Raw genomic sequence first — 21812 nt, forward strand, 5'->3', positions numbered from 1 at the left:
AGTCTTTGGCGTGGAGTCAATCTCCGCCGGAAGCCCCAGAAAGGTCCGAGTCAGGCTCGCCGACGAAGAGGATTACCACGCGGCCATCCGGGCACATGAGGAAGATTTGGCCTTGCAGGTGAGCGGCCGGCTAGAAAAAGAAGGAAATCTAAGCTGGCTTTACAATGCCACTGTAATGCGAATTCTCGGGCCGATCGAAGAGCTAGAACCCAAAAATTCAAAGAGGCGCCGATCCCGGGTAGACCAGCCATCACTATTCGACTCCACCGAGTAGCCTCGCGCGCCAGATGGCGCGCCATGACGGCGTTCGCCATGCCATTCTGCGGTCTATGATCAGCAGCTCAAAATACGAACGGCTCATCTCATAGGCGTGGGAGACATGGATACGGCTGCCCAGCTTGTGACCATCGCAGCGGTGGTCCTCGGCGCGTTGACGACGTACGCCACGAACGCCCTTATGGAGCGGAGCAGACGGAGGGACGGCTTACGGGTTCGGTGGGATGAGAAGAAGCTCGACGCCTACGCCGAGTACGTGGGGCAGGTCCGAACCACGCTCCACGCGGCGATCATGCTGTACGAGGTGCGCGAAGACCTCCGACGAATGCCTCGCGCCGAACACGAGCTACTGATGGACCTCACGGACGCCGGCGGCACTCAAGCTATGACCTTCGAGCGGGTCATGTTGCTCGCCGGAGCCGACGTGATTGAGGCGGCTCACGCAGTCCAGGAAGCCGCCGCCGCGATCGGCTGGCATGCGCGCGGGCTGGTGGAGGGCACCTTGGAGGAATGGCGGGCACTCCACACGAGCGCATTCAAGGCGATCAACCGATTCCACGAGGCCGCACGGGCCGACCTTGGGGTCGGGGGCCGCTTTGAGGGCGACCAGCACACCGCTCGCGGGCTCCTGCTCCCGGGTTCCCGCACTGCGGAAGCACCAGCAGAGAGTTGAGCTGATGCAAGCGGCCCCGACGGACATCCGTCGGGGCCGCTTGCATTTGGCGCATCACGCGACGTCGAACCGCCAGTTCTCCAGCGCGAGAAGCACCTCCGCGCGAGCTTGGACGATCGCCATGCGGGCCGCCCTCTCGACTTCGTGACTGTGTGCGGCGTGGTGAGTGCTCTGCCCCGGCCACTTCCGGTACAGCAGTCCCGTCTCCGCGAGGAACCAACCGCGGCTCACCGCGTTGAGCGCCATGAGCAGGCCGGTGTCCTCGGAGGCCGGCAATGCCATCCAACCCCCGAGCGCGAGCAGTAGGTCCCGTCGAACGCAGAGCGTCGCCGGGTGAACCTGGGCGCGGAAGTCGTGCGCCTTCCAGTGGGCCAGCACCTCACCCCGCTCGATCGGCCCGGCCGACGGGTCCTGGTCGAATCCAACCGTGCTCCCATCCGGGAGGAGATCCAGCACCCGCGACGTCGTCCATGCCACGTCCGGCCGTGCGGCGAGCACCGCAGCGTCCCGGGCAAGCGTCCCGGGCGGCAACATGTCGTCGGCATCGAGCACCTTCACGAACTGCCCCGTGGCGCGGGACAGGCCCATCGTCCGCGCCATGCCCGCCCGGCCATGGCGCCCCTGGCTGAAGCTGATGCGTGCGTCGTCCGGGACATGAGGAGCAACGTCGTCCGTCTCCCCGTCTTGCTGAATGACCCACTGCCAGTCCCAGCCTTCCGGGAGCTGCTGATCCAGAAGGGATTTGTAGGCGTCCGCCAGGTACTCGGCGGACGGGCCGTGCACCGCCGTGATGACGGAGATGACGTTGGTCATGCTCACCACCTGTTCAGGGGAGTCGTGAACACCATCTCGGTGCGGTCGCCAGGCAGCGTGACTTCAGAGATCTCAACCGCCTTGCCCGTGGTGTCGTACGAAATCTTGCGGAGCACCATCACTGCGACGCCCGCCTTGAGGCCCAGTTCCTCGGTCTCCTCAGCCGTCGGCGGGCGGGCTGTGACACGTTCTTCGATGCGGTCGAGTTCGATCCCGAGCGTGAACAGCTGGTTCTGCGTTCCGCCCGGCCAGGGTTCCTGTGCAGGATCCAACAGGTCGGGATTGGCCTTGACCACGTCGTAGACGAGGTACGACCGGGCCACGTTGAACGGCTCATCTTCCTCGCGGTAACGCGTCCGGTAGATCCGCTCCAGCAGCTTGGTACCGACCGGAACCTCGAAGAGGCCAGCCAGATCGTCGCTCGCCTCAGCCTCACGGAAGTCCGCGCTGAACACGAGGTCCGACACGGTCAGCCCGGTGTCGTGTTCAGTTGCCCCCGTCTGCCGGCGGGTGTCCTCCGGCTCTCGCGCCCGGTCCTTCTCCCACTGGTGGCGTTCGTTGGTCCGTGTCACCGGCTTGCGCGGCTTGCGAACGAAGTTTCCGCGGCCGTGGACCTTGTCCACCAGCCCCTCGAATGCCAGTACGCCAAGAGCCTGCCGAACCGTGTTGAGGCTGGTCTTGTAGTGGGTCGTCAGATCCGGGGTCTCGGTCGGTAGCCGCTCGCCGGGCAGCCACTCCCCCGCCTGAATGCGGCCGCGAAGGTCGTCCGCAATCCGCTCGTACTTGGCCATATCGGGCCACACCGCCATTCACTCGAAGACCATGACAGCTTAAGTCCTCTCAAGCAGTTGACGCGAGACTGACGGACCCTCATAGTTTTCCTCACGTCCTCTAGAGGACTCAAGGAAGGGATCTCTAGAGCTTGGCAGGGCTTTGCCTTCTCCTGGGCACAGCTCTGACTTCGACGACGCCCGGAGGGGTGGGGTGACAGCCCCCCGAAGGCAGTGCTCGTTCCTTCACAACTCCATAGGTTCCGCCGAGAACCCCACGAAGGGAGGTGCCTGGGGAGAGGCGGAGGCAGACCAAGCGGACGGCCCGTAGCGGGCCCCTGCGGGGGCGAGGGTGCGACTCCCTCCCCGTCCACGTACAGCACGCCGCGCTCCCGCGCCGGCGGCTGTCTTCCTTGGGTCCGTGGATCGGGCCACCGCGCATTCCTTGGCCGGGCGCGCGGTGGCCCTCCCGGGTCCACCCACGACTACGAAGAGGTGAACTGTGAAGGCCATCATTGCAGGCAAGCAGCCCCGCACGCGGCTGGAGTTCGCTGAGCTGGCGCTCGGCATCGACAACGAGCCGTTCGACCCGCTCTTCGACCCGCTGTTCGGCGGCGTGGCCGGCGAGAGCACGGATGAGCACCGGGCCCGTACCGACGTCGCCCGTGAGGTGCTGGCGGAACTGTGGGAGACGGACCCCGAATCCGCCGAGATCGCGGCCGAGCTGCTGCGAACCGCTCCCACCCCGCTGTGCCGTCCGCGCCCCGCCGGCCGCCGGACCCGCTCGGGGGTGGCGGCGTGACGGCCGATGCTCGCGCGGAGGTCGAGCGGGCCGCCGCCGCTGCGGAGGCAGCCCGGATCGCCGCTGCGGCTGCTGCCGAGGCTGCCCGCTCCGCCCGCGAAGCGGCCCGGCCTCTGGTCTCCGCCGGAGCGCCGGGAGGTGCCCAGTGAGCCGCGCCGGGAAGGGGTGGCTGGTCACCGGCCTGCTGGCCGTGGCCACCATGGCGTTCCGCGTCTCCTGGAACGCGCTGAAGGACATCGCGTCGGCGATCGGGGCCGACCCGACCGCCGCCACCGTCTACCCGCTGGTCGTGGACGGCCTGATGGCACTGGCGCTGGTCGTCGCGCTGGTGCTGACCGACGCCGACCGTCGGTTCGCGCTGCGGGTCCTGGCCGGATACACCGCGGCGTCGCTGGCGCTCAACTACGTGCACGGCCTGGTGCCGACTCTGCACGGCGGCGGGCGGACCCGACTGGCCGAGTGGGCGCCCGCGCACTGGGCCCTGGTCCTGCTCGCGAGCAGCCTTCCGGTCGGGTCGATCTACTTCGGCTCCGACCTGGTCGCCAAGGTCCTGCACGCCAAGCCCAAGGGCGACAAAACAGACCAAACCATGACGAATCAGTCGGGGTCTGACCTGCCCGAACACGGGACGGCCGAACCGGACTGGCCGCTGTACGGGTCGGCCGACCAGACGCCCGAACCGGCCCCGACCACCCCGGAAGCCGAGCCGACCACAGCCCCGACCGAGCAGACGCCCGAACCGGCCGCCGAGCCGGTTCGCAAGCCGACCGCTCCGGCCCCGAACCGGCCGCGTCGGACGACCGGCACCGTCCCGAAGTCGGCCCGCACCACCCGCCCGAAGCGCACCAACGCCGAGCTGCTGACGGAGGCCCGGTCCGTCACGGCCGACTGGCCGGACACCGATCTGACCGCCGACCGGATCCGCGCCGCAGTCCGCACCTCCGCCGAAAACGCGCGCGGCCTGCGCGACACCCTCCGCGCCGAGCGCGCCACCGCGGCCGCCACCGAGCCGGAGCGGCCCGCGCTGCACGCCGTGCCCGACCCCGCCCCGACCGACGACAACGCAGCCGACACGACCACCGAGACCACCAACTCCCCCGAGGAGCAGGCATCGTGACCACCAGCACCGAAATCCGCCCCGTCGCCGCCGACCAGATCAACGCGGCCGGCGTGCTGCTGTCCCTGCTGAGCGCCCACTCGACGCTGCCCACCGCGATCGTTCAGCTCCAGTACCTGCGGGTGCCCGACACGCACGACTTCACATGGGGGCTGGACGTCGAGCTGCACAACGGCCTCGACCACTTCGAGCAGTGGCGGCAGGCCCTCGGCGTCGACCCGCGCATCATCGACCACGACACCGCCGTGTCCGGCACGCTCGCCTGGCTCACCGCCACCATCACCCACGGCGGCGTCCCGGTGAAACTGATCGGCTACTACTACCAGTCCGAACCCGCCGCCACCGAGGCCTGAGCGTGGCCCGGCCCCGGTTCTGGGACCCGGACGGCAGCCGGTTCGGGGGCATCCCCACCTACCCGTGGAAGATGGCCCCGCCTGGCCTGCTCACCCGCCGACAGCTCCGCGCTCACGGCCTACGCCCCGGCGGGCAGGACGTCGCCGCGCAGATCATGTGGCGCTCCCGCCGCTCGAAGTCCGGTCCCCGGGTCGCCTACCTCTACCGCCCCGACCTCGCCGCGCCTGTCCGTCCGATGACTGAGGGGCGCCGCCGGGCGCTGGCCGCCGCCAACGCGGCCCGCCGCACCTGCCCGACCTGCGGGCGCGATGCCGGATACGTCCTGCCCGCCCATCTCGGCGCCTGCCTGCCCTGCGCCGACGGCCTGCCGCTCGCGGCCTGAAGACCAGCGCCACCACCCCGGACACCCACCGAGACAAGGGAAACGCCATGTCCGACGTGCAGATCGTCTCCGACCCGAAGCTCATCGCCTACATGGCCGCGTTCCAGACCTCCGTGAAGCACACCGCCGACTGCGAACCGTGCCTGAACATGCAGCCCTGCAAGGCCGGTGACCCGCTCCACGACGACTTCACCGCCAAGCAGGCCGCCTGGACCGCCGAGCAGCGCCACCAGGCGTGCAACGAGCGCCGCCGGGCCAAGCGCCGTGCCGACAGCCGCGCTCGGATGGCCCGTCACGCCGCGAGCGAGCTGATCGCCTACGGCCCGTGGGAGAACGGCCGGCCGACCGCCACCCCGGCGAGCGTCGCCCACCGCGCGAACGGCATGTACGTCGCCTACCTCAAGGGCGAGCCCATCACCACCACCGAGGCCGCCGCCGCCCTGCAGGCGGTCCTGAGCCGCTGACCTCACCCCGGGACGGCCGACCAGGTCGCCAAACTCAACCGGCCGTCCCGGGCCCCCTTTCCGCACCACAACCAGCAGTGAGGAAGGAACCCCCAGTGAACCACCACACCCCCGGCGCCGGTGACGACGCCGAGAACGAGCTGTTCGCCCGCCTGGCCGCCGAGATGGCCGAGGACGGCGTGGTCGACCTCGCCAAGGCCCGCGCCGAACGCCGCCCCGCCACCGCGACCGCCGTGGACGACGACAGCGACGGCGACGACGAGCCGTCTGTCTACGTCGACCAGCCCGTCACCGTGCCGCTGCCGGTGCCGGAGGGCACCCGCCGCCCGATCCTGCCCGCCTGGCTGCTGTCCAAGGCCGAGCTGAAGACCCAACTCGCCTACACCGCAGGCCGGATCGGCCACACCGCCGCGTACCATGCGATCCGCACCCCGCTCTACGCCGCCCGTCTCGCCGCCCGTGCCCCGCGCGGCACCGCCCGGGCCCTGAACTTCCTGGGCCGGTGGACGTCCGACGCCGAGGGACAGCCGCTGCGCGCGGCCGCCGCCCGGCGCGAGGACGCGGAGCTGTACCTGAAGCTCACCCGCCAGCGCGACAACCGGGTGCGCCTGCGCTCCCTGATCTCCCTGCTCGGATCCGTCTTCGGCCTCACCGCGGTCGTGGTGTTGTGGGTTCTGACGAGCACCGCGACCCTGCTCGCGCTGGCCTCGGCCGTGGTGCTGGCGCTCGGCGTCGCCGGGGCGCCTGCCGATGAGCCGCTGATCGGCCGCGCGGTGGTCAAGGCGAAGGCCCCGAAGCTGACGTCGGACATGGTGGTGCGGGCGCTGGAGTCGCTGGGCATCGGCGGGATCACCTCCGCCAAGTCCAAGGGCTCCGGCATCACCTTCCCCGCGCCGATCATGCGCGACGGCCCGGGGTGGCGCGCGGACGTCGAGCTGCCGCACGGCGTCGAGGTGGCGGACGTGATGGGCAAGCGCGGTCAGCTCGCCTCCGGCCTGCGCCGCCCGCTCGGCACGGTGTGGCCGGAGCAGAAAGCCGGCGAGCACCCCGGCCGGATGATCCTCTGGGTCGGGGACCAGGACATGGCCAAGGCCAAGCAGCCCGCCTGGTCACTCGCCCGCAAGGGCACGGTCGACCTGTTCGACCCGGTCCCCTTCGCCACCGACCAGCGCGGCGCCTGGGTCACCGTGACCCTGATGTTCGTCTCCGGGGTCATCGGCGCCGTCCCGCGCATGGGCAAGACCTTCCTGCTCCGCCTGCTGCTGCTGATCGCCGCCCTCGACCCCCGGGCCGAGCTGCATACCTACGACCTCAAGGGCACCGGTGACCTCGACCCGGTCGGAGAGAAGGTCTCCCACCGGCACCGGGCCGGCGACGACGACGAAGACATCGAATACGCGATCGCCGACATGCGGGAGCTGCGGGCCGAACTGCGGCGCCGGGCCAAGGTGATCCGGTCCCTGCCCCGGGACGTGTGCCCGGAGTCGAAGGTCACCAGCAAGCTCGCCGACAACAAGAGCTTGCGGCTGCACCCGGTCGTCATCGCCGTGGACGAGTGCCAGGTGTGGTTCGAGCACCCCAAGTACGGGGCGGAGTTCGAGGAGATCGGCACGGACCTGGTCAAGCGCGGACCGGCGCTCGGCATGACGTTCCTCGCCGCCACCCAGCGCCCCGACGCCAAGTCCCTGCCCACCGGCATCTCGGCGAACGCGATCCTGCGGCTGTGCCTCAAGGTCATGGGGCAGACCGAGAACGACATGGTGCTCGGCACCAGCACCTACAAGAACGGCATCCGGGCCACCACCTTCACCCGCGACGACAAGGGCCTGGCCTACTACATCGGCGGTGAGGGCGCCGACGCCCAGATCATCCGATCGGTGTTCGTGGACGCCCCGGGCGCCGAAGCGATCGCCCAGCGCGGCCGCGAAGCCCGCGAGAGCGCCGGGCTGCTGACCGGCCACGCCGCCGGCGGCACCGACACCGCCCCCGCGACGGCCCCGCGGTTCGACCTGCTCGCCGACATCCTCGCCGTCATGGACCCGGACGAGCCCAAGCTGTGGTCGGAGACGATCGCCGCCCGCCTCGCCGAACTGCGGCCGGACGCCTACGGGCCGTGGGCCGAGCTGGAGGGCCGCGCGAAGGCCGACCAGATCGCCACCGCGCTCAAGCCCTACGGCGTCACCACCGGCCAGGTCTGGGGCACCACCGAGGGCGGCAAGGGCGCCAACCGGCGCGGCGTCGAACGCGACCACATCACCAAGGCTGTCACCGAGCGCGACAAGAAGCACGACGCCGGATAGCCCGGCGGGCCCCGAAACGGTCGCTAGGCCTAGCAACTGCACTCGCTAGACCTAGCGACCCCGCTAGCGACCCAAACACGCCCTGATCAGGGGCCTAGCGCCTAGCGAACCACCTGCTAGACCCCCGGAAACCGCCCCGGAGGCACCCATGACCCCCCTCATACTCGCCGCTGTGGCCGCCGCCCTGCTCGCCGCGCTCGCTTACGCAGCGTTGTGCGCCGCAAGCCCCTTCGGCGACTGCCGCCGCTGCGGCGGACTCGGCTTCCAGCTCACCCACGACCGGCGCGGCAAGCCCAAGCGCGGCAAGCACTGCCGCCGCTGCCGCGGCGTCGGCAAGCGCATCCGCGTCGGCCGCCACCTCTACAACGTCGCCCACCGCACCTGGACCGCCGGCACCAACTAGCCCACCCCGCAGACCACCCGCCACCGCTCAGCCCCGGGAGAACCGCATGAACGTGACCATCTCCGTCGCCGCCGTAACCGGCCTGATCACCATCACCCTCGTGTGGACCAAGCGAGTCGGCGCCGGCACCGCACTCATCGTCTGGCTGTCCGGCCTCACCGCCGCCTCCACCGGCCTCGCCGGACCCGTGAACAACCTGCTCGGCGCGCTCGTCAACGCCCTCAGCAGCCACTGAGGCCCGGCCCCGTGACCACCCCCGCCACCATCCGGCCGCTCGCCGCCGTCCACCTGCGCGAAGCCCTCACCGCCGCCGCCAACCGCGAACCGGCCGCCGCGCTCGCCGCGCTCATGCACATCGACTCCGAGTCCTGGACCGCCATCGAGCAACGCGCGTCGCTGCTCGGTGCGGACCTGGTCGACCTGCTCGCCCACGCCGCCCGCACCGGAGGAACCCCGTGAGCACCACCACCGACGCCATCACCGCCGCCGTCCTCTTCGGCCCCGGCGCCGTCCTCAGCGCCGCCGCCCTCATCACCCAGCACCGCGGCAAGGCCGACTCCGCCGCCGTAATGCAGGTCCTCGCCGAGTCCGCCGCCGAACGCGCCGAGCGCGCCGTCCCGCCGGACGGCGGCGAGGGTGCCCCGGCCCCGACCACCGGACAGTCCGCGCCGCTCGCCACCGTGCTGGCCTTCCCGGAGGGGCGGGTGCGGCGTGCTGCCTGACACCACCGCGTACACGCAGGCGGTCGATCTGTTCGCCGGGGTCGGCGGGCTCGACCTGCCCGCCCGCGCGCTCGGCGTCCACGTCACCGGGATCGAGATGAGTCCGGACGCGTGCGCCACCCGCCGCGCCGCCCGACTCGCCACCATTCAGGACGACGTCCGCCGCTACGGCCCCGGCGACTTCCCCGACGCCCAGATCCTGATGGGCGGGCCGCCCTGTCAGCCGTTTTCCGCCGCCGGTAACGGCGCCGGACGCCGGGCGCTCGGGGACATCGTGGCCCTCGCCCACCGGCTGGCCGCGCGGCACGCCATCGCACGCCACGGCCACGGCGGGACGGACGACCTCATCCGTCTCGTCCTGGAGCCGCTGCGGTGGGCGCTGGATGCGGTGGATGCCGGGCGGCCGTTCGAGGCCATCGTGTTGGAGCAGGTCCCGGCGGTCCTGCCCGTCTGGAACACCTACGCCGCGCTCCTGCAGGCCGAGGGCTACAGCACGGCGGCAGGGGTCGTACGGGCCGAGCAGTACGGCGTCCCGCAGACCCGCAAGCGGGCCGTGCTCATCGCCCGGCGTACCCGCGCCGCCACCCTGCCGGCACCGACGCACCGGCCCTACGCCAAGGGCGCGCCGCGCACGGCCGGTGACCCGGGGCTGCTGCCGTGGACAGCGATGGCCGACGTGCTGCCCGAACGCGGCCCGTTCACAGTCGTCTCCAACTACGGCACCGGCGGCGACCCCAAGGCCCGAGGACGCCGCACCAGCGGCGACCCGTCCGCGACCGTCACCGGCAAAGTCTCCCGCGTCCGGGTCGTCTCCGACGACGGCACCGAGGACCGGTTCACCTGGGCCGAAGCGGGCGCCCTGCAGTCCTTCCCGCCGGATCACCCGTGGACCGGCCGGGACATCGGCCAGCAGATCGGCAACGCCGTCCCGCCCCGCCTCGCCCACCACCTCATCACCGCTGCCATCGACTGACCGGCCTGTGCTGGCCCCAGCGCCGCCCGTCCCTCCCCCGCGCGCGGGGTGCGGAGGTGTGCGGGCCGGACAGACCGGCGCCCGCATCCACGAGGAGAAGCCCGATGCCGGACACCACCCCCGAACAGCGAATCGCTCAGCTCGCACGCCTTCTCGCCTCCGTGCTCGACACGCTCCCCCCGGAGCAGGCCCAGCCCATCCGCGAGGCACTGGACCAGGTCCAGGCGATCCCCGCCGACGAACGCGCCCGCCAGCGCATGGCCGTCGTCATGGCCCACAAGAACGCCTTCCGCCCGCGCTGACACGCACGGGTCGCACCGGGGACACGGCAAACGACAGCGGCGGCCCCCTTCCGCCAAGAACCGGGGCCGCCGCCAACCCAGCAGAGAACTGGAGGAATCCAGCATGACCCACCCGACCCACATCCGGGGAGAGCACCTGCTCACCGCGCTCTCCCTGGCCCCTCGCGGCGTGCCCGTGCTGCCGCTGCGCGCCGGGAAGGTGCCGTTCGGCAACTGCCGCACCTGCGCCGACAACGCGTGCGGCGGCCGGCCGAACATGAAGACCCCCGGCCCCTGCGAGTGCCCCCTGCCGTGCCACGGCTGGGCCGCCGCCACCACCGACCCCGACGTCATCAACTCGCCCGAGTGGGCACGGGCGTGGCGCGAGGCGGCGGCCGTGGCCTACCACCCCGGCGGCGCAGGCCTGACCGTCGTCGACCTCGACAACGCGCAGGCCATCACGTGGGCGCACGACCACCTGCCCGCCACCCGCACCGTGGCCACCACCCGCGGCGAGCACTGGATCTACCGGGGTTCCATGCCCTCCGCCAACCGCGTCAGGCCCGACGTGGACATCAAGTCGACCATGGCGTACGCCCGGTGGCTCGGCCCCGGCACCGGCACCATGACGCCCCTGCCCGACGCCGTCCGGGACCTCATCGTGAAGACGCCCGCCCCGGCTCAGCCGGCGGCCGTCACGGTGCCCGCATCGGCCCGCGGCGGGACCTGCCCCCACCGCACCCCGACCTACCTCGCCCGGGGCATCGCCATGGCCGAGCAGCGCATCACCGAAGCCGCCGGCGCCGTGCACAACACGGTGTTCACGACGTTCCTCGCCGTGCTCGCCACGCACGGCCGATGCGGCTGCCTCACCCCCGCCCACACGGAGCGGCTGTTCGCCGCCGCGCAGGCCCGGGGCGAGTCGCCCCGGCACTGCGCCGACGCGTGGACCAACGCCCTGACGAAGTTGGGGATGTAGCCGTGGCCGAGGACGAGAAGAACCCCGCGCGCGAGATCATCGCCGACTACGCGCAGACGTACTTCCGGTACTTCCGCACCGCCGACGGCACCGTCTACGCCCAGAAGACCGGCCACCCGGTCGCGCGCCCGATCCGCTCGCAGGGCACGACCGGCAGCCACCGCCAGGAACTCATGGTCGGCCTGTACCGGGACGGGATCGGCCTGTTCAACGGAACCGCACTCAAGGAGGCACTGGACTTGATCGAAGCACTCGCCCTGTCCGAGGACGTGCAGCCCGTCCACATCCGTGTCGCCCCCGGGTTCGACGGGGCCACGTGGCTCGACCTGGGCCGCGCCGACGGGAAGTCCGTGCGCATCCACCCCACCGGCTGGGACATCCTCACCCCGGACCCGCGTGAGGTCTGCTGGAAGCGCACCCAGCTCACCGGGGAACTGCCGCTGCCCGTCAAGGACACCAACGGCAAGGGCATCGACCTGCTGCTCAGGCTGACGAACTTCGCCAACGCCGCCACCGAGTGCCTGGCCCTCGCGTGGCTGATCGGCTGCCTCTCGCCGGGCGTGCCCGTCCCCGCGCCGTTCCTCACCGGCCCGCAGGGCGCGGGCAAGTCCACGGGCGGGCGGATGCTCGTGCGCATCATCGAGGGCATGAGCGGTGACCTGCGCCGGGCCCCGAAGGACGAGGAGAACCTGATCGCCGCCGTCGCGGCCGGATGGGTCACAGCCCTCGACAACCTGTCCCACATGACCCCCGACCTGTCCGACGCCATGTGCTGCATCGTCACCGGCGCCGAATCCGTCAAGCGCGCCCTGTTCACCGACGGAGACGTGCACCGCTCCGCCTACCGCCGGCCCCTGCTCCTGACCGGCATCGACGTCGGCGTCATCCGGCCCGACCTCGCCGAACGCCTCCTGCCGCTGCGGTTGGAACGGCCCCGCGTCCGCCGCACCGAGGCGGAACTGTGGACCGAGTACGCCGACGTGCTGCCCATCGTGCTCGGGTCCCTGCTCGACCTCACGGTTAAGGTCCGCGCGGCCGAGGCGGAAACCCCCACCGACCTGCGCATGGCCGACTTCGCCCACCTCTGCGCCCAGCTCGACGCCGCCACCAGCTTCGGGGCGCTCGCCGCATACCGGGCCAGCCTGGACGACCTGAACGACGACGTCATCGAAGGCGACCTGTTGGCCCAGACGGTCCTCAAGCACGCCGAGACCATCGAGCCCGGCACCGCGCAGCGAATGACGTCCACCGAGTGGTTGGCCTGTCTCGGGCGCCTCTACAGCGGCGACGAACTCCGCTCCCTGCCGAAGGGGTGGCCGACCACCGGCAAAGTCCTCTCCGACCGCCTCAAGCGCCTTCAGCCGACGCTCGCAGCCCGGGGCGTCCTCATCGACAGTGGCCGCGCACATGAGGGCCGCTACCTCGAAATGGCCCGCCCGGCCGTCCCGCCCCCGCACGAACAGCCCCGGCTCGTCTGAGCCGCCGCACGAACAAGCAAGAAGAGCACCAGCGCCCGGGTGCTCCTCTTGCTGTTCGGCGACGTCGGCCCCGGCGGTGCGGCTCCTTCTCCACGCCCTGAGGCGCACCGAACCACAAGCAAACAGCCCCTTTTCGTCCTAAGTGGGAGAACGCTGCGTCACCTGCGTCACCAGGCCCGGAAAACGGCCCCTGACCTGCATCGGAGGCCGTGACGCAGACGGCGCGCTCTGCGTCACCGCTGCGTCACCTGCGTCACCCGGTGACGCAGCCCATGGCGCAGCGGTGACGCAGCCCCAAGCACTGCGTCACGCAAAACTGCAGGTCAGAGGCTTGCGTGACGCTGGTGACGCGGTGACGCAGAAATCCCCACCTAGGACAACCACGCACCACGAGAAGCCCCCGCCACCGCCCTGGGAGCGCACGTGACCACCATCCCGCCGCTCGTCCTGGAAGTCCCCGAAGTCATGACGGCCCTGCGCATGAGCCGCAGCAAGGTCTACGACCTCATCCGCACCAAGAAGCTCGAAAGCTTCACGGAGGGCCGTCTCCGCCGCATCCCCGTCACCGCCCTGCACGACTACCTGCGCACCAAGAAGGAAGAGAACGCCCAATGACCAAGCGAAACCCCAACGGCGCCGGCACCGTGACCAAACGCAAGGACGGCCGCTACCACGCCGCCGTCTACGTCCCGCAGCCCGACGGCACGTGGGCTCGCAAGTTCGCCTACGGGGCGACCTGGGACGAGTGCGACAGCAAGCGCAAGGAGCTGGTGGAGCGGGCCAAGCAGGGCATCGTTACCCCGACCCGGTCAGCTCAGCTCGCCGAGTGGCTGCCGTACTGGCTGGAGCACTTCATTAAGCCCCAGAGGAAGAAGACCACGCAGGCCAAGTACGAGACGCACGTGCGCCTCTACCTGGTCCCGCTGCTCGGCTCCAAGGGGCTGGAGTCGCTGAGCCCGCGCGATGTGCGGACGTTCCTGGCGAAGGTCACCCAGCAGTCCAGCGCCGCCACCGCGAAGGAGTCGCACCGGGTGCTCCGGTCGGCGCTGAGCGCCGCGTGCCGGGACGAGCTGATCGTGCGGAACGTCGCGATGCTGGTTCCTCCGCCCCGGGTGACGAGCCGTGAGATCAAGCCGTGGACGCTCGACCAGACGCTCACCTTCCTCTCGGCCAGCCGGACCGACCCGCTCTACGCCGCCTTCGTGCTGGCCATCGCGCTCGGCATGCGGCGAGGTGAGATCGTCGGGCTCCGCTGGTCGGAGGTCGACCTCGACCACCGGGTCCTGGTTGTCCGCGAGCAGGTGCAGCGGGTCCGCGGCGAGCTGTACGCGGACACCACGAAGAGCGGGAAGCGCCGGCCGGTGCCGCTCCCCCGGATCTGCGTGGCGGCACTTCGCTGGCACCGGATGCGGCAGGACGAGGCCCGGCGCGCGGCCGGAGAGAAGTGGGAGGAGACCGGGTACATCTTCACCACCCGGACCGGCCGGCCGATCGAGCCGACCAACCTCTACCGCTCGTTCGTCCGGGTATCCAAGGCCGCCGAGGTCCCGGCGATCCGGCTGCACGATACCCGGCACGGGTGCGCGACGCTGCTCGTCGCCTGCGGGGTGCCGCCGCGGGTGGTGATGGAGATCCTCGGCCACAGCCAGATCGGGCTGACGATGAACGTCTACACCCACGTCACGCAGGACACCCAACGGGAGGCGCTCGGCAACATGGACCGGCTGCTCAAGCGCCGCCACTGATGTCAGTCTGAGATGTCAAATGCCCCGGACCATGATCGGTCCGGGGCATTTTGGCTGGTGGGCGCGGACGGTTTCGAACCGCCGACATCTGCTTTGTAAGAGCAGCGCTCTACCACTGAGCTACGCGCCCCCGTGCGTGGCCGGGTGGGCGCACGACGAGTGCCTAGGGTACCTGGTCCCGGGGGGTGGTGTGGGCCAGGTGGCCGGGTGGGGCGCGGGCGGGGTGGGGAGGGGGAGGCCGGGGCGGGAGGGGTGGGAGGGGGTGACGGGCCGGTGGGGTGATCGGGGAGAATGGGGGCCGGATCAGCGGGTCGGAGCAGGGAGCGCGCAGTGACGGGTGCCGGCGGGAGCGGGCGGGGGCGGCGTCGGGCGGGGAGTGCGCTGACGGACGCGCTGGTGCTGCCCGTGGTACTGGCGGGTGCGCTGGGCGCGGTGGGGCTGGCGTCGGCCGGGACCGGCGGTTGGTGGGGTCGGCGCGGCGGCGGCGAGGGCGTACGGGCGGAGGCCAGGGAGGCCCGGGCCGCGGCGCAGGAGGCGTTCTACGAGCTGGAGGAGACCCAGCGCGAGGTGCAGCTCGCGGTGGAGACGGTCCGCGCGGCCGAGGACGGGGCGACGGCGCAGCGTGCGCTGGCCGATCTGGCGGCGATCTCCGGCCGGGTCGAGCAGGTCACCGTGAACTACCTGGGCGCCCTCGACGCCCACAACCTGGACAGCGAGACCCTGGACGCGGGCACCGCCGCGCAGGCCAAGCGCCGGCTGGAGGACGTGAAGGGGCAGCTGGGCTCCGCCCGCGCCGAGCTGAACGACTTCCTGCGCCGACTGCAGCCGACCGTCGAGCACGCCGAGCAGCAGCTGATGCGGGTCACCCCGGCTGTCGAGCAGGCCAAGCGGGCGCTGCTCACGGCTTCCGACGCGCTGGACGCGGTGCGCGGCGCCGGCCTGCGGGCGGACGACCTGGCGGCCCGGCTGGCCGAACTGGCGCCGGAACTGGGGCGGCTGAACGAGGGCCCGGCCCGGCACGGGGTCGCCGGGACGCTGCAGCGTGCGGACGAGGTGAAGCAGCGCGCCGGGGCGATCGCCGCCGATGCCGCGCAACTGCCGGAGCGTGCGCGGGAGATCGATCGGCGGGTGGCGAGCCTGCGGACCCGGATCCAGGCGCTGGAGACCAAGGCCGCGACGGTCGAGCCCGCCCTGAGCGAGCTGCGCCGCCGGTTCAGCACCGCGTGCTGGCAGGACCTGCAGCGGGTCCCGGAGCAGGTCGCCGAGACCGGGCGCGCCGCCGAGGGCAAGCTCGGCGAGGCCGCCCGCGCCCGGGACGAGCAGCGCTGGGCGGACGCCACCGCCGCGATCGGGACGGTCCGCGCGCTGTTGGACACCGCGGACGGCTCGGTGGTCGCGGTGAACGACCGGCTCCGGCAGCTGAACGAGGTGCAGCACGACCCCAGCCGGGAGATCGAGCGTGCCCGCTTCGCCATCCGGGACGCCCAACGGCTGGCGATGGCCGGGCGCAACGCCCCGGACCCGCGGCACGCCACTCCGCTGGACGAGGCGGTGGCCCGGCTCGACCGCGCGGTGGCCGTGCTGGAGGCGGCCGGCCGGCACCCCGACTACTGGGCCTTCCTCACCGAGCTGGCGGCGGTGCGGGAGACGGCGGCACGGGTGATCGGGCTGATCCGCGGCGACCTGGGCGGACACCGCTAGTCGAGGACGGGCGGCGGACCGCGAGCGGCGGACGACGAGCGGCGGACGACGAGCGGCGGACGGCAGCAGAACGGCAAACGGCAACCGGCCCGAGAGCGGCGGGAGAAGGGCGGGTGCCGAGCGGGTCGGCTCGGTACCCTGCCGGGTATGCCACGCTACGACTTCCGCTGCCGCTCCTGCGGCGCCACCTTCGAACTCCGCCGTCCGATGGCGCAGGCCAACGACCCCGCCGTCTGCCCGCAGGGCCACGAGGACACCGTGAAGCTGCTGTCCGCCGTCGCCGTCACCGGCGCGGCCGCCGGCCGACCGGCCCCCTCCGCCGGAGGTGGGGGCGGCGGCTGTTGCGGCGGCGGCTGCTGCGGGGGCTGACCGAGAAGCCACCCCGAGCGACGCCGGCCCGAAAACGCGACGCCGGTCCGAGAAGGCGACCCCGAGCCGGCCCGACGGGCTCCCGGCGCGGACCACCCCCGCGCGGACTACCCCGCCGTGGCCCCCGCCAGGAACCGGCGGACGATCTCCTCCCCCGCCGTCACCCCCACCTCCTCCAGGGCGGTGACGCCGGGGGCCGTCCAGCCGCTGTCCGCGAGTTCGCCGTGCCCCGGCCGCCACGCCGCGTCCGCCGCGAGCAGCAGGTCCGCGTCGAGCAGCGAGTCCCCGGCCGCGAGCACGGTGGTCGCGCCACTGCGCCGTACGACCTCGGCGAGGGCCGCGCTCTTGGTGAGCGGCGCCGGGACGGCGTACACCTTGCGGCCCTGCAGCGAGACCGCCCAGCCGCGCTCGGCGCACCAGCCGGTCAGCTCCTCCAGCCAGCCGGTCGGCAGCGCGGCGCGCTCGACCACGAGGTAGGCGAACAGCTCGTCGGCGACGCGCCGCTTGTGCGTCCACTCCGGGTCGGCGCACAGCGCGAGCCGCCGGGACACCTCCTCCAGCGGGGCCGAGCCGGCGGCGATCCGCGCGGTGATCTCGGCACGCCAGTCGCCGTCCGGCACGCCGTCCACCAGCAGCTGCCCGCCGTTGGCGCAGATCGCGTACTCGGGTATCCAACCCGGCGTCGGGCCGGGCAGGTTGACCCGTGCGTACTGCTCCGGCGTCCGGGTGGTGGAGGGGACGAAGCGGGCCTGGCGGGCGAGTTCGGCGAGCAGTCCGGCGGCCTCTTCGGTCATGTAGGACAGCGGTCGGCCCTGGTACGTCTCGACGCAGAGCAGCCGTGGCGCGAGCCGGTCGGGGACGTCCAGGGCGAGCGCCCGGTCGGAGTAGATCAGCGTCCGGTCGAGGTCGCTGGCCACCAGAACACCCATCAGGATTCCCTCCCCGAAACCGAGCCCGCAGCCGGGCCCGGAACAGCATGTGAAACAGAGCCGGAGACCGGGTCCGAACCCGAACCCGAACCCGAACCCGAACCCGAACCGGCAGTCGACCCCGAGCCGGCGGCCGGGTCCGAACCCGAACCGGCGGACCGTCCGTCGGCCCCGGTCGCCCCGCGGCTGTAGCGGGGGTGGATCAGGCCGACGCAGGTGTACGGCAGGTCGTCCACCTCCTCGACCTCGACGCCGCGCTGGGCGGCGAGCAGCCGGACGTGGTCCAGGTCCGCGCCGGCCCCGCGGCGGGCGAGGATCCGCCAGGGGACGCGGCGCAGCAGCACCCGGGTGGTCTCGCCGACACCGGGCTTGACCAGGTTGACGTTGTCGATGCCGTAGTCGGCGCTGATCCGCTCGACGGCGGCCCAGCCGGCCCAGTCGGGCGCCCGGTCGGGGTCGTCGGACAGCCGGTCCGCACCCTCGACCACCTCCGCGCGCACCTCCCCGAAGCACGCGGCCACGGCGTCCAGGAAGGCCGCGGAGACGTCGCTGCCGGCCAGCTCGGCGTAGTGCTTGGCGCCGTGGAAGTCGTTCGGGCCGATCAGGCCGGCCCGCAGGACGGTGCGCGAAACCAGCCCGGACACCGTGGAGTTGAGGCAGGCGGACGGGATCAGGAAGTCGTCCCGGGTGCCGTAGGTGCGCACGCAGCGGCCCGGGTCGGCGAGCACCGCGAGGTCCGGGTCGAAGCCGGTGCCGACCAGCGCGTCGGCGAGCTCGCGGGTGATCGCGCCCTTGCCCGTCCAGCCGTCCACGAACACCACGTCCTCGGAGCGGTGGTGGGCGGCCAGGTACCGCAGCGCGACGGGGTCGATGCCGCGGCCGCGCACGATCGAGACGGCGTAGTGCGGTACGGACAGCTCATGGGCGAAGGCCAGCCAGCGGCGGATCAGGATGCCGACGGGCGTGCCGGCCCGGGCGAGCGAGGCGAGCACCAGCCCGGGGCCGCGTTCGCGCAGGAGCGTCTCGGCGACGGTGCCGACGGCGAGCGCGATCCGGCGGGCGGAGCCGTGCAGCGCCTGGTGGAACAGCTCCTGGTACCCGGGGCTGGGCTGGTACTCGACCGGCAGCGACTCGGCGTAGTGCGCGCCGCCGTTCTGGACGGCCTCCTCGCGCTCCTCGGTGGGGGCTTCCAGGGCGACCCCGGAGAGGTCCGTGAGCAGCCACGCCACCTCCTCGGCCCGGTACGAGGAGAACGCCGGCCCGTACAACGGGGTCGGCAGCAGCGACGAGGACAGCGGCGCCGGCACAAGCGTCGGCGCCGCGACCGCCGCGGCCCCGGTCACCGGCTCCGCGCCCACCGGAGCCCCGCCCACCGGCCGGTGCGAGGGCAGCACCGCGAGCACCACCCGGTCGGTGACCTGCCGCAGCTGGCCGAGCAGCGCCCGCTCGCCCCGGTGCAGCGCCGGGGTGTCGGCGACGTCGTCGACCACCAGCACGACGGCGTCGAAGCGCCGCGCCGGGTCGCTGCCGGGAGCGACGTTGTACGCGTAGCGCTCGCGCGGGGCGTCGTCCTGCGGGTCGTCGTGGGCGGGGAAGGCCAGCCGGGTGCGGATGGCGTAGCCGGGGTCGTCGACCGCCAGGACGGGCGAGCGGGTGGTGGTGGAGTAGCGGACGCGGTCGCCGCCGAGCCGCTCGGCCAGGGCGTCGGCCAGGCGCAGCGGTGTGTACATCAGCTCCTCGAAACCGAGCACCAGCACCCGCTGCGCCTCGGCGGGCAGGGCGTCGGCCAGCTGCCCGGCGAGCCGGGGCAGGGCGGCGTCCAGCCGGGCGCGGTCGCGGGCGGTGAAGCCGTGCCGGCCGCCGTCCGGGAGGCCCGCGGGCCAGTCCAGCTCGACCCGGGCCAGCGGCGCGGGCTCGGCCGCATCAGGCGCATCGGCCACATCGGTCACATCTGTCACATCTGTCACATCGGCCGAACCGGGCGCACCAGCCGAACCGACGCCGGCCACATCAGTCGCACCAGTCGCACCGGCCGCACCAGCCGCACCAGCCGCACCGGCCGCACCGGCCGCCGGAGGCAGCTCGGCCGCCGCCTCCGCGATCAGCCGTTCGGCCCGCTCCAGCACGTCCGCGGGCAGCTCGACGCCGCCGCTCGCGGTGGCGACCAGGTCGAGCCGGACGCCGAGTTCGGCGGCGGCGTCGGTCAGCCGGTCCCGGTCGTCGGCCGAGCGCAGGTCGACCAGCGCGACCACGACGTAGTGGTCGCGCGGGTGCCGGGCGTGCAGTTCGCGGATCGTGTTCAGGATCGTCCGGCCGGTCGAGAACTCGTCGTCCACCAGCACCAGCGGCCCGTCGCCGGCGAAGAGTTCGGGGTCGGCCGGGAGCAGCAGGTGCGAGGTGGCGTGCGAGTGCTCCTCCTCGAAGCCGCCGAGCGGCGGGATTCCGGGCACCGGGCGGCGGGTGGAGTGCAGGTAGGGGGCGTCGAGGCCGTCGGCGACGCTGTGGCCGAGGCCGGTGGCGGTCTCCGCGTAGCCGAGGACGACGGCCCGCGCGGCCATTTCCTCGCCGAGCAGTCCGCGGACCCGGCGGCCGAGTTCGAGCCCGGCGCCGTGGACCACCGAGGGGCGCTGCGGCACGTGCTTGCCGAGCACGTTGGAGACGAGCAGGTGGGCGCGCTTGCGGTTCTCCCGGAGGGCCAGCCCGACGAGTTCGGGGAGGCGCTCGGAGCCGGTCAGCACGATCCCGGCCCGGTCGGCGACCCAACGGCCGGTCCACGTCTGGGGTGTTGCTGTCACTGGTGGTCCTGCCTTCGGTGGTGCGATGGTGCGATGGTCATGTCCGGCTCGTCGGGTCCGCTCCGGGGTACGGGACCGTCCTGCCGACCGTACGGGAACCGTCCTACCCGACCGTACGGATACCGTCCTACCCGCCGTTCCGGAACCGGAGGGAACGCCCCGGCCTCGGCCGCACGAACAGCGGGAACGCCCCGGCCTCGGCCGCACGAACAGCAGGAGCGACCCGGCCCGGCCGCACGCACGGCGCGGACGCCCCGGTCCCGGCCTCAGGCGCACAGGCAGGCCGAGAGCAGCTCCGCGAAGCTGACGTCCTCACGGGCCACGCCGAACACCTCCGCCCGCAGCAGTATCCGCTCCGCCCAGGCCCGGTGCGGCCGGGCCTCGTTCATCTTGTTGGTGTACGCCGAACGCAGCACCCCGCCGCCGTCCTGCTCCTGGCGGAGGATGTCACGGGCGTCGCAGTACTCCTCGTGGGTGACCACGGAGAGGGCGTGCACGGCGGGCACGTGACTGGGGTGGATGCAGGTCTTGCCGAGCAGGCCGTTGGCCCGGTCGAGTTCGACCTCCCGGATCAGCCCGTCCAGGTCGTGTTCGATGATCCGCCGGCGGACCTCCTCGCCGCTGGCCCGGCCCGCCCCGACGGCGTCGGTGCCGAACGAGGCCTCGGTGAACGGGGTGCGGCGCAGCTGCGGCTTGAACATCCGCTCCTGCACCGGGAAGTACTCCCAGACCGGACCGGTGACGGTGTGCCCCGTGCCGTCCGCCCGGCCGAGCACGTTGACGACGTCCCCGATCACCGCCGCGACCAGCGCGACGTCGTAAGCGGTGAGGTCGGGCGAGCGCCGCAGGCCGTACGCCGAGCAGAGGTCGGTGACGCCGAGGCGGACGGCGAGCACCCGCTCCCGGTACCCGGCGAGCAGTTCGGCGATGCCGAAGAGCTGTTCGCGCCGGGTCTCCAGGTGGGCCAGCTCGGGCGATTCCAGGACGGGCATGGCGAACAGCCGCCGCCCGGTGGCGGCCTCGGCGGCGGCGAGCGCGGCCAGGTACTCGGCGCCGTTCTCCGGGGTGAACTTGGGCAGGACGAACCCGCTGAGCAGCTCGACGCCCGGACCGAGCCGCTCGGCCAGGTCGGGAATCTGAGCGGCGGAACGGACTCTGATGAAGAGCAGTGGATGACTTTGTGCGCAGTCGGTGAAATCCTTGACCAGGTCATTCAGCTGCTCGACCAGGTTCCGCTCCCCGGCGTCCACCTCGTGGTCGGCGATCGCGTCCTCCAGGCAGAGCACCATCGACACCACGCCCCGAGCCGCCTGCTTGCGGATGTCGGCGGCCAGTGCGGGCCTGGTGGCGGGGCTGTAGAGGGTGCCGCCGAGCGCGGTGGCGAGCACCCCGGGCTCGCTCTGCGCGGTGAACGTGCGCGGCTGCTCCAGGAAGAGCCGGCCGCGTACGTCCTCGGCGAGGTGGCCGAAATGGCGCAAGGTGCTCT

Annotated in this window: 25 protein-coding genes and 1 tRNA gene; 20 read left to right on the forward strand and 6 right to left on the reverse strand. The window is 72.4% G+C overall.

The genetic code is table 11. The annotated features are described in order from the left end of the window. Both ACIGG8_RS19755 and ACIGG8_RS19760 read left to right on the forward strand, forming a co-directional pair. Nucleotides 1-274 (forward strand): hypothetical protein (locus tag ACIGG8_RS19755; protein WP_396549444.1); only part of this gene is annotated, 274 nt, incomplete at its 5' end. A gap of 105 nt (nucleotides 275-379) precedes the next feature. Continuing rightward, nucleotides 380-949: a hypothetical protein gene (locus ACIGG8_RS19760; RefSeq protein WP_396549604.1), complete on the forward strand. Its 570-nt coding sequence runs from the start codon at nucleotides 380-382 to the stop codon at nucleotides 947-949. 54 nt (nucleotides 950-1003) lie between these two features. Here ACIGG8_RS19760 and ACIGG8_RS19765 read toward each other — a convergent pair whose 3' ends face one another. Continuing rightward, nucleotides 1004-1762 carry a glycosyltransferase family A protein gene (locus tag ACIGG8_RS19765; protein WP_396549446.1) on the reverse strand — a complete coding sequence of 253 codons (759 nt, stop codon included), beginning with the start codon at nucleotides 1760-1762 and terminating at the stop codon, nucleotides 1004-1006. Nucleotides 1763-1764: 2 nt separating this feature from the next. Further along, on the reverse strand, nucleotides 1765-2553 hold the full coding sequence (locus ACIGG8_RS19770; RefSeq protein WP_396549448.1) for a GntR family transcriptional regulator: 789 nt from the start codon (nucleotides 2551-2553) through the stop codon (nucleotides 1765-1767). Between the two features lie 481 nt (nucleotides 2554-3034). Between ACIGG8_RS19770 and ACIGG8_RS19775 the strand changes: the two genes are divergently transcribed. The 16 genes from ACIGG8_RS19775 to xerC all read left to right on the forward strand — a co-directional run bounded on the left by ACIGG8_RS19775 (nucleotide 3035) and on the right by xerC (nucleotide 14532). Beyond that, nucleotides 3035-3334: a hypothetical protein gene (locus tag ACIGG8_RS19775; protein WP_396549449.1), complete on the forward strand. Its 300-nt coding sequence runs from the start codon at nucleotides 3035-3037 to the stop codon at nucleotides 3332-3334. A 145-nt stretch (nucleotides 3335-3479) separates the two neighbouring features. After that, nucleotides 3480-4451, forward strand: a complete 972-nt coding sequence (locus ACIGG8_RS19780; protein WP_396549451.1) for a DUF2637 domain-containing protein — start codon at nucleotides 3480-3482, stop codon at nucleotides 4449-4451. Beyond that, a complete protein-coding gene (locus ACIGG8_RS19785; protein WP_396549453.1) occupies nucleotides 4448-4804 on the forward strand; it encodes a hypothetical protein in 357 nt (118 codons plus the stop codon). The genes ACIGG8_RS19780 and ACIGG8_RS19785 overlap by 4 nt, the downstream gene beginning before the upstream one ends. After that, on the forward strand, nucleotides 4801-5187 hold the full coding sequence (locus ACIGG8_RS19790; protein WP_396549606.1) for an RRQRL motif-containing zinc-binding protein: 387 nt from the start codon (nucleotides 4801-4803) through the stop codon (nucleotides 5185-5187). The genes ACIGG8_RS19785 and ACIGG8_RS19790 overlap by 4 nt, the downstream gene beginning before the upstream one ends. Nucleotides 5188-5234: 47 nt before the next feature. Further along, nucleotides 5235-5651, forward strand: a complete 417-nt coding sequence (locus tag ACIGG8_RS19795; protein ID WP_396549455.1) for a hypothetical protein — start codon at nucleotides 5235-5237, stop codon at nucleotides 5649-5651. Between the two features lie 164 nt (nucleotides 5652-5815). Next, nucleotides 5816-7951, forward strand: a complete 2136-nt coding sequence (locus tag ACIGG8_RS19800; protein ID WP_396549608.1) for a cell division protein FtsK — start codon at nucleotides 5816-5818, stop codon at nucleotides 7949-7951. A gap of 148 nt (nucleotides 7952-8099) precedes the next feature. Continuing rightward, entirely contained in the window at nucleotides 8100-8354 is a 255-nt protein-coding gene (locus ACIGG8_RS19805; RefSeq protein WP_396549457.1) for a hypothetical protein, read from the forward strand. 46 nt (nucleotides 8355-8400) lie between these two features. Further along, nucleotides 8401-8589: a hypothetical protein gene (locus ACIGG8_RS19810; protein WP_396549458.1), complete on the forward strand. Its 189-nt coding sequence runs from the start codon at nucleotides 8401-8403 to the stop codon at nucleotides 8587-8589. Between the two features lie 11 nt (nucleotides 8590-8600). Then, nucleotides 8601-8813, forward strand: a complete 213-nt coding sequence (locus tag ACIGG8_RS19815) for a hypothetical protein (RefSeq protein ID WP_396549460.1) — start codon at nucleotides 8601-8603, stop codon at nucleotides 8811-8813. Next, a complete protein-coding gene (locus ACIGG8_RS19820) occupies nucleotides 8810-9076 on the forward strand; it encodes a hypothetical protein (protein ID WP_396549461.1) in 267 nt (88 codons plus the stop codon). Before ACIGG8_RS19815 ends, ACIGG8_RS19820 begins: the two co-directional genes overlap by 4 nt. Beyond that, complete coding sequence (locus ACIGG8_RS19825; protein ID WP_396549463.1) at nucleotides 9066-10049, forward strand: DNA cytosine methyltransferase; 984 nt, start codon at nucleotides 9066-9068, stop codon at nucleotides 10047-10049. Before ACIGG8_RS19820 ends, ACIGG8_RS19825 begins: the two co-directional genes overlap by 11 nt. Nucleotides 10050-10153: 104 nt before the next feature. After that, a complete protein-coding gene (locus ACIGG8_RS19830; protein WP_396549465.1) occupies nucleotides 10154-10351 on the forward strand; it encodes a hypothetical protein in 198 nt (65 codons plus the stop codon). A gap of 103 nt (nucleotides 10352-10454) precedes the next feature. Next, nucleotides 10455-11309 (forward strand): bifunctional DNA primase/polymerase, encoded by an 855-nt coding sequence (locus ACIGG8_RS19835; protein WP_396549467.1) that lies wholly within the window; start codon nucleotides 10455-10457, stop codon nucleotides 11307-11309. A gap of 2 nt (nucleotides 11310-11311) precedes the next feature. After that, on the forward strand, nucleotides 11312-12787 hold the full coding sequence (locus tag ACIGG8_RS19840) for an ATP-binding protein (protein ID WP_396549469.1): 1476 nt from the start codon (nucleotides 11312-11314) through the stop codon (nucleotides 12785-12787). 423 nt (nucleotides 12788-13210) lie between these two features. Next, the gene (locus ACIGG8_RS19845; protein ID WP_396549470.1) at nucleotides 13211-13402 is read left to right on the forward strand and encodes a helix-turn-helix domain-containing protein; all 192 of its coding nucleotides are present in this window, start codon (nucleotides 13211-13213) and stop codon (nucleotides 13400-13402) included. Next, nucleotides 13399-14532: a tyrosine recombinase XerC gene (gene xerC / locus ACIGG8_RS19850; RefSeq protein ID WP_396549472.1), complete on the forward strand. Its 1134-nt coding sequence runs from the start codon at nucleotides 13399-13401 to the stop codon at nucleotides 14530-14532. Before ACIGG8_RS19845 ends, xerC begins: the two co-directional genes overlap by 4 nt. A 55-nt stretch (nucleotides 14533-14587) precedes the next feature. Here xerC and ACIGG8_RS19855 read toward each other — a convergent pair. Further along, nucleotides 14588-14662, reverse strand: a tRNA-Val gene (locus ACIGG8_RS19855). A gap of 161 nt (nucleotides 14663-14823) precedes the next feature. On the opposite strand from ACIGG8_RS19855, the gene ACIGG8_RS19860 reads away from it, so the two are divergent. After that, entirely contained in the window at nucleotides 14824-16233 is a 1410-nt protein-coding gene (locus tag ACIGG8_RS19860) for a hypothetical protein (RefSeq protein WP_396549473.1), read from the forward strand. 147 nt (nucleotides 16234-16380) lie between these two features. After that, nucleotides 16381-16602, forward strand: coding sequence for a zinc ribbon domain-containing protein (locus ACIGG8_RS19865; protein WP_350523191.1), 222 nt, complete (start codon nucleotides 16381-16383; stop codon nucleotides 16600-16602). A gap of 107 nt (nucleotides 16603-16709) precedes the next feature. Here the strand turns inward: ACIGG8_RS19865 and ACIGG8_RS19870 are convergent, their stop codons facing one another. From ACIGG8_RS19870 to ACIGG8_RS19880, 3 genes are all read right to left on the reverse strand, one after another. Next, on the reverse strand, nucleotides 16710-17531 hold the full coding sequence (locus ACIGG8_RS19870; protein WP_350523190.1) for an HAD family hydrolase: 822 nt from the start codon (nucleotides 17529-17531) through the stop codon (nucleotides 16710-16712). Further along, nucleotides 17531-20326: a phosphoribosyltransferase gene (locus tag ACIGG8_RS19875; RefSeq protein WP_396549474.1), complete on the reverse strand. Its 2796-nt coding sequence runs from the start codon at nucleotides 20324-20326 to the stop codon at nucleotides 17531-17533. Before ACIGG8_RS19875 ends, ACIGG8_RS19870 begins: the two co-directional genes overlap by 1 nt. Nucleotides 20327-20592: 266 nt before the next feature. After that, a complete protein-coding gene (locus ACIGG8_RS19880) occupies nucleotides 20593-21804 on the reverse strand; it encodes an HpcH/HpaI aldolase/citrate lyase family protein (RefSeq protein ID WP_396549476.1) in 1212 nt (403 codons plus the stop codon). Between the last annotated feature and the right edge of the window lie 8 nt (nucleotides 21805-21812).

Source organism: Kitasatospora sp. NPDC085464 (assembly GCF_044541955.1).
Taxonomy (GTDB): domain Bacteria; phylum Actinomycetota; class Actinomycetes; order Streptomycetales; family Streptomycetaceae; genus Kitasatospora.

Excerpts from the sequence above, each read along its gene's own strand:
- ACIGG8_RS19760 (WP_396549604.1), top strand. The coding sequence starts at position 380 with ATGGATACGGCTGCCCAGCTTGTGACCATCGCAGCGGTGGTCCTCGGC.
- ACIGG8_RS19765 (WP_396549446.1), bottom strand. The coding sequence starts at position 1,762 with ATGACCAACGTCATCTCCGTCATCACGGCGGTGCACGGCCCGTCCGCC.
- ACIGG8_RS19770 (WP_396549448.1), bottom strand. The coding sequence starts at position 2,553 with ATGGCCAAGTACGAGCGGATTGCGGACGACCTTCGCGGCCGCATTCAG.
- ACIGG8_RS19795 (WP_396549455.1), top strand. The coding sequence starts at position 5,235 with ATGTCCGACGTGCAGATCGTCTCCGACCCGAAGCTCATCGCCTACATG.
- ACIGG8_RS19800 (WP_396549608.1), top strand. The coding sequence starts at position 5,816 with ATGGCCGAGGACGGCGTGGTCGACCTCGCCAAGGCCCGCGCCGAACGC.
- ACIGG8_RS19805 (WP_396549457.1), top strand. The coding sequence starts at position 8,100 with ATGACCCCCCTCATACTCGCCGCTGTGGCCGCCGCCCTGCTCGCCGCG.
- ACIGG8_RS19810 (WP_396549458.1), top strand. The coding sequence starts at position 8,401 with ATGAACGTGACCATCTCCGTCGCCGCCGTAACCGGCCTGATCACCATC.
- ACIGG8_RS19830 (WP_396549465.1), top strand. The coding sequence starts at position 10,154 with ATGCCGGACACCACCCCCGAACAGCGAATCGCTCAGCTCGCACGCCTT.
- ACIGG8_RS19835 (WP_396549467.1), top strand. The coding sequence starts at position 10,455 with ATGACCCACCCGACCCACATCCGGGGAGAGCACCTGCTCACCGCGCTC.
- xerC (WP_396549472.1), top strand. The coding sequence starts at position 13,399 with ATGACCAAGCGAAACCCCAACGGCGCCGGCACCGTGACCAAACGCAAG.
- ACIGG8_RS19860 (WP_396549473.1), top strand. The coding sequence starts at position 14,824 with ATGGGGGCCGGATCAGCGGGTCGGAGCAGGGAGCGCGCAGTGACGGGT.
- ACIGG8_RS19865 (WP_350523191.1), top strand. The coding sequence starts at position 16,381 with ATGCCACGCTACGACTTCCGCTGCCGCTCCTGCGGCGCCACCTTCGAA.
- ACIGG8_RS19870 (WP_350523190.1), bottom strand. The coding sequence starts at position 17,531 with ATGGGTGTTCTGGTGGCCAGCGACCTCGACCGGACGCTGATCTACTCC.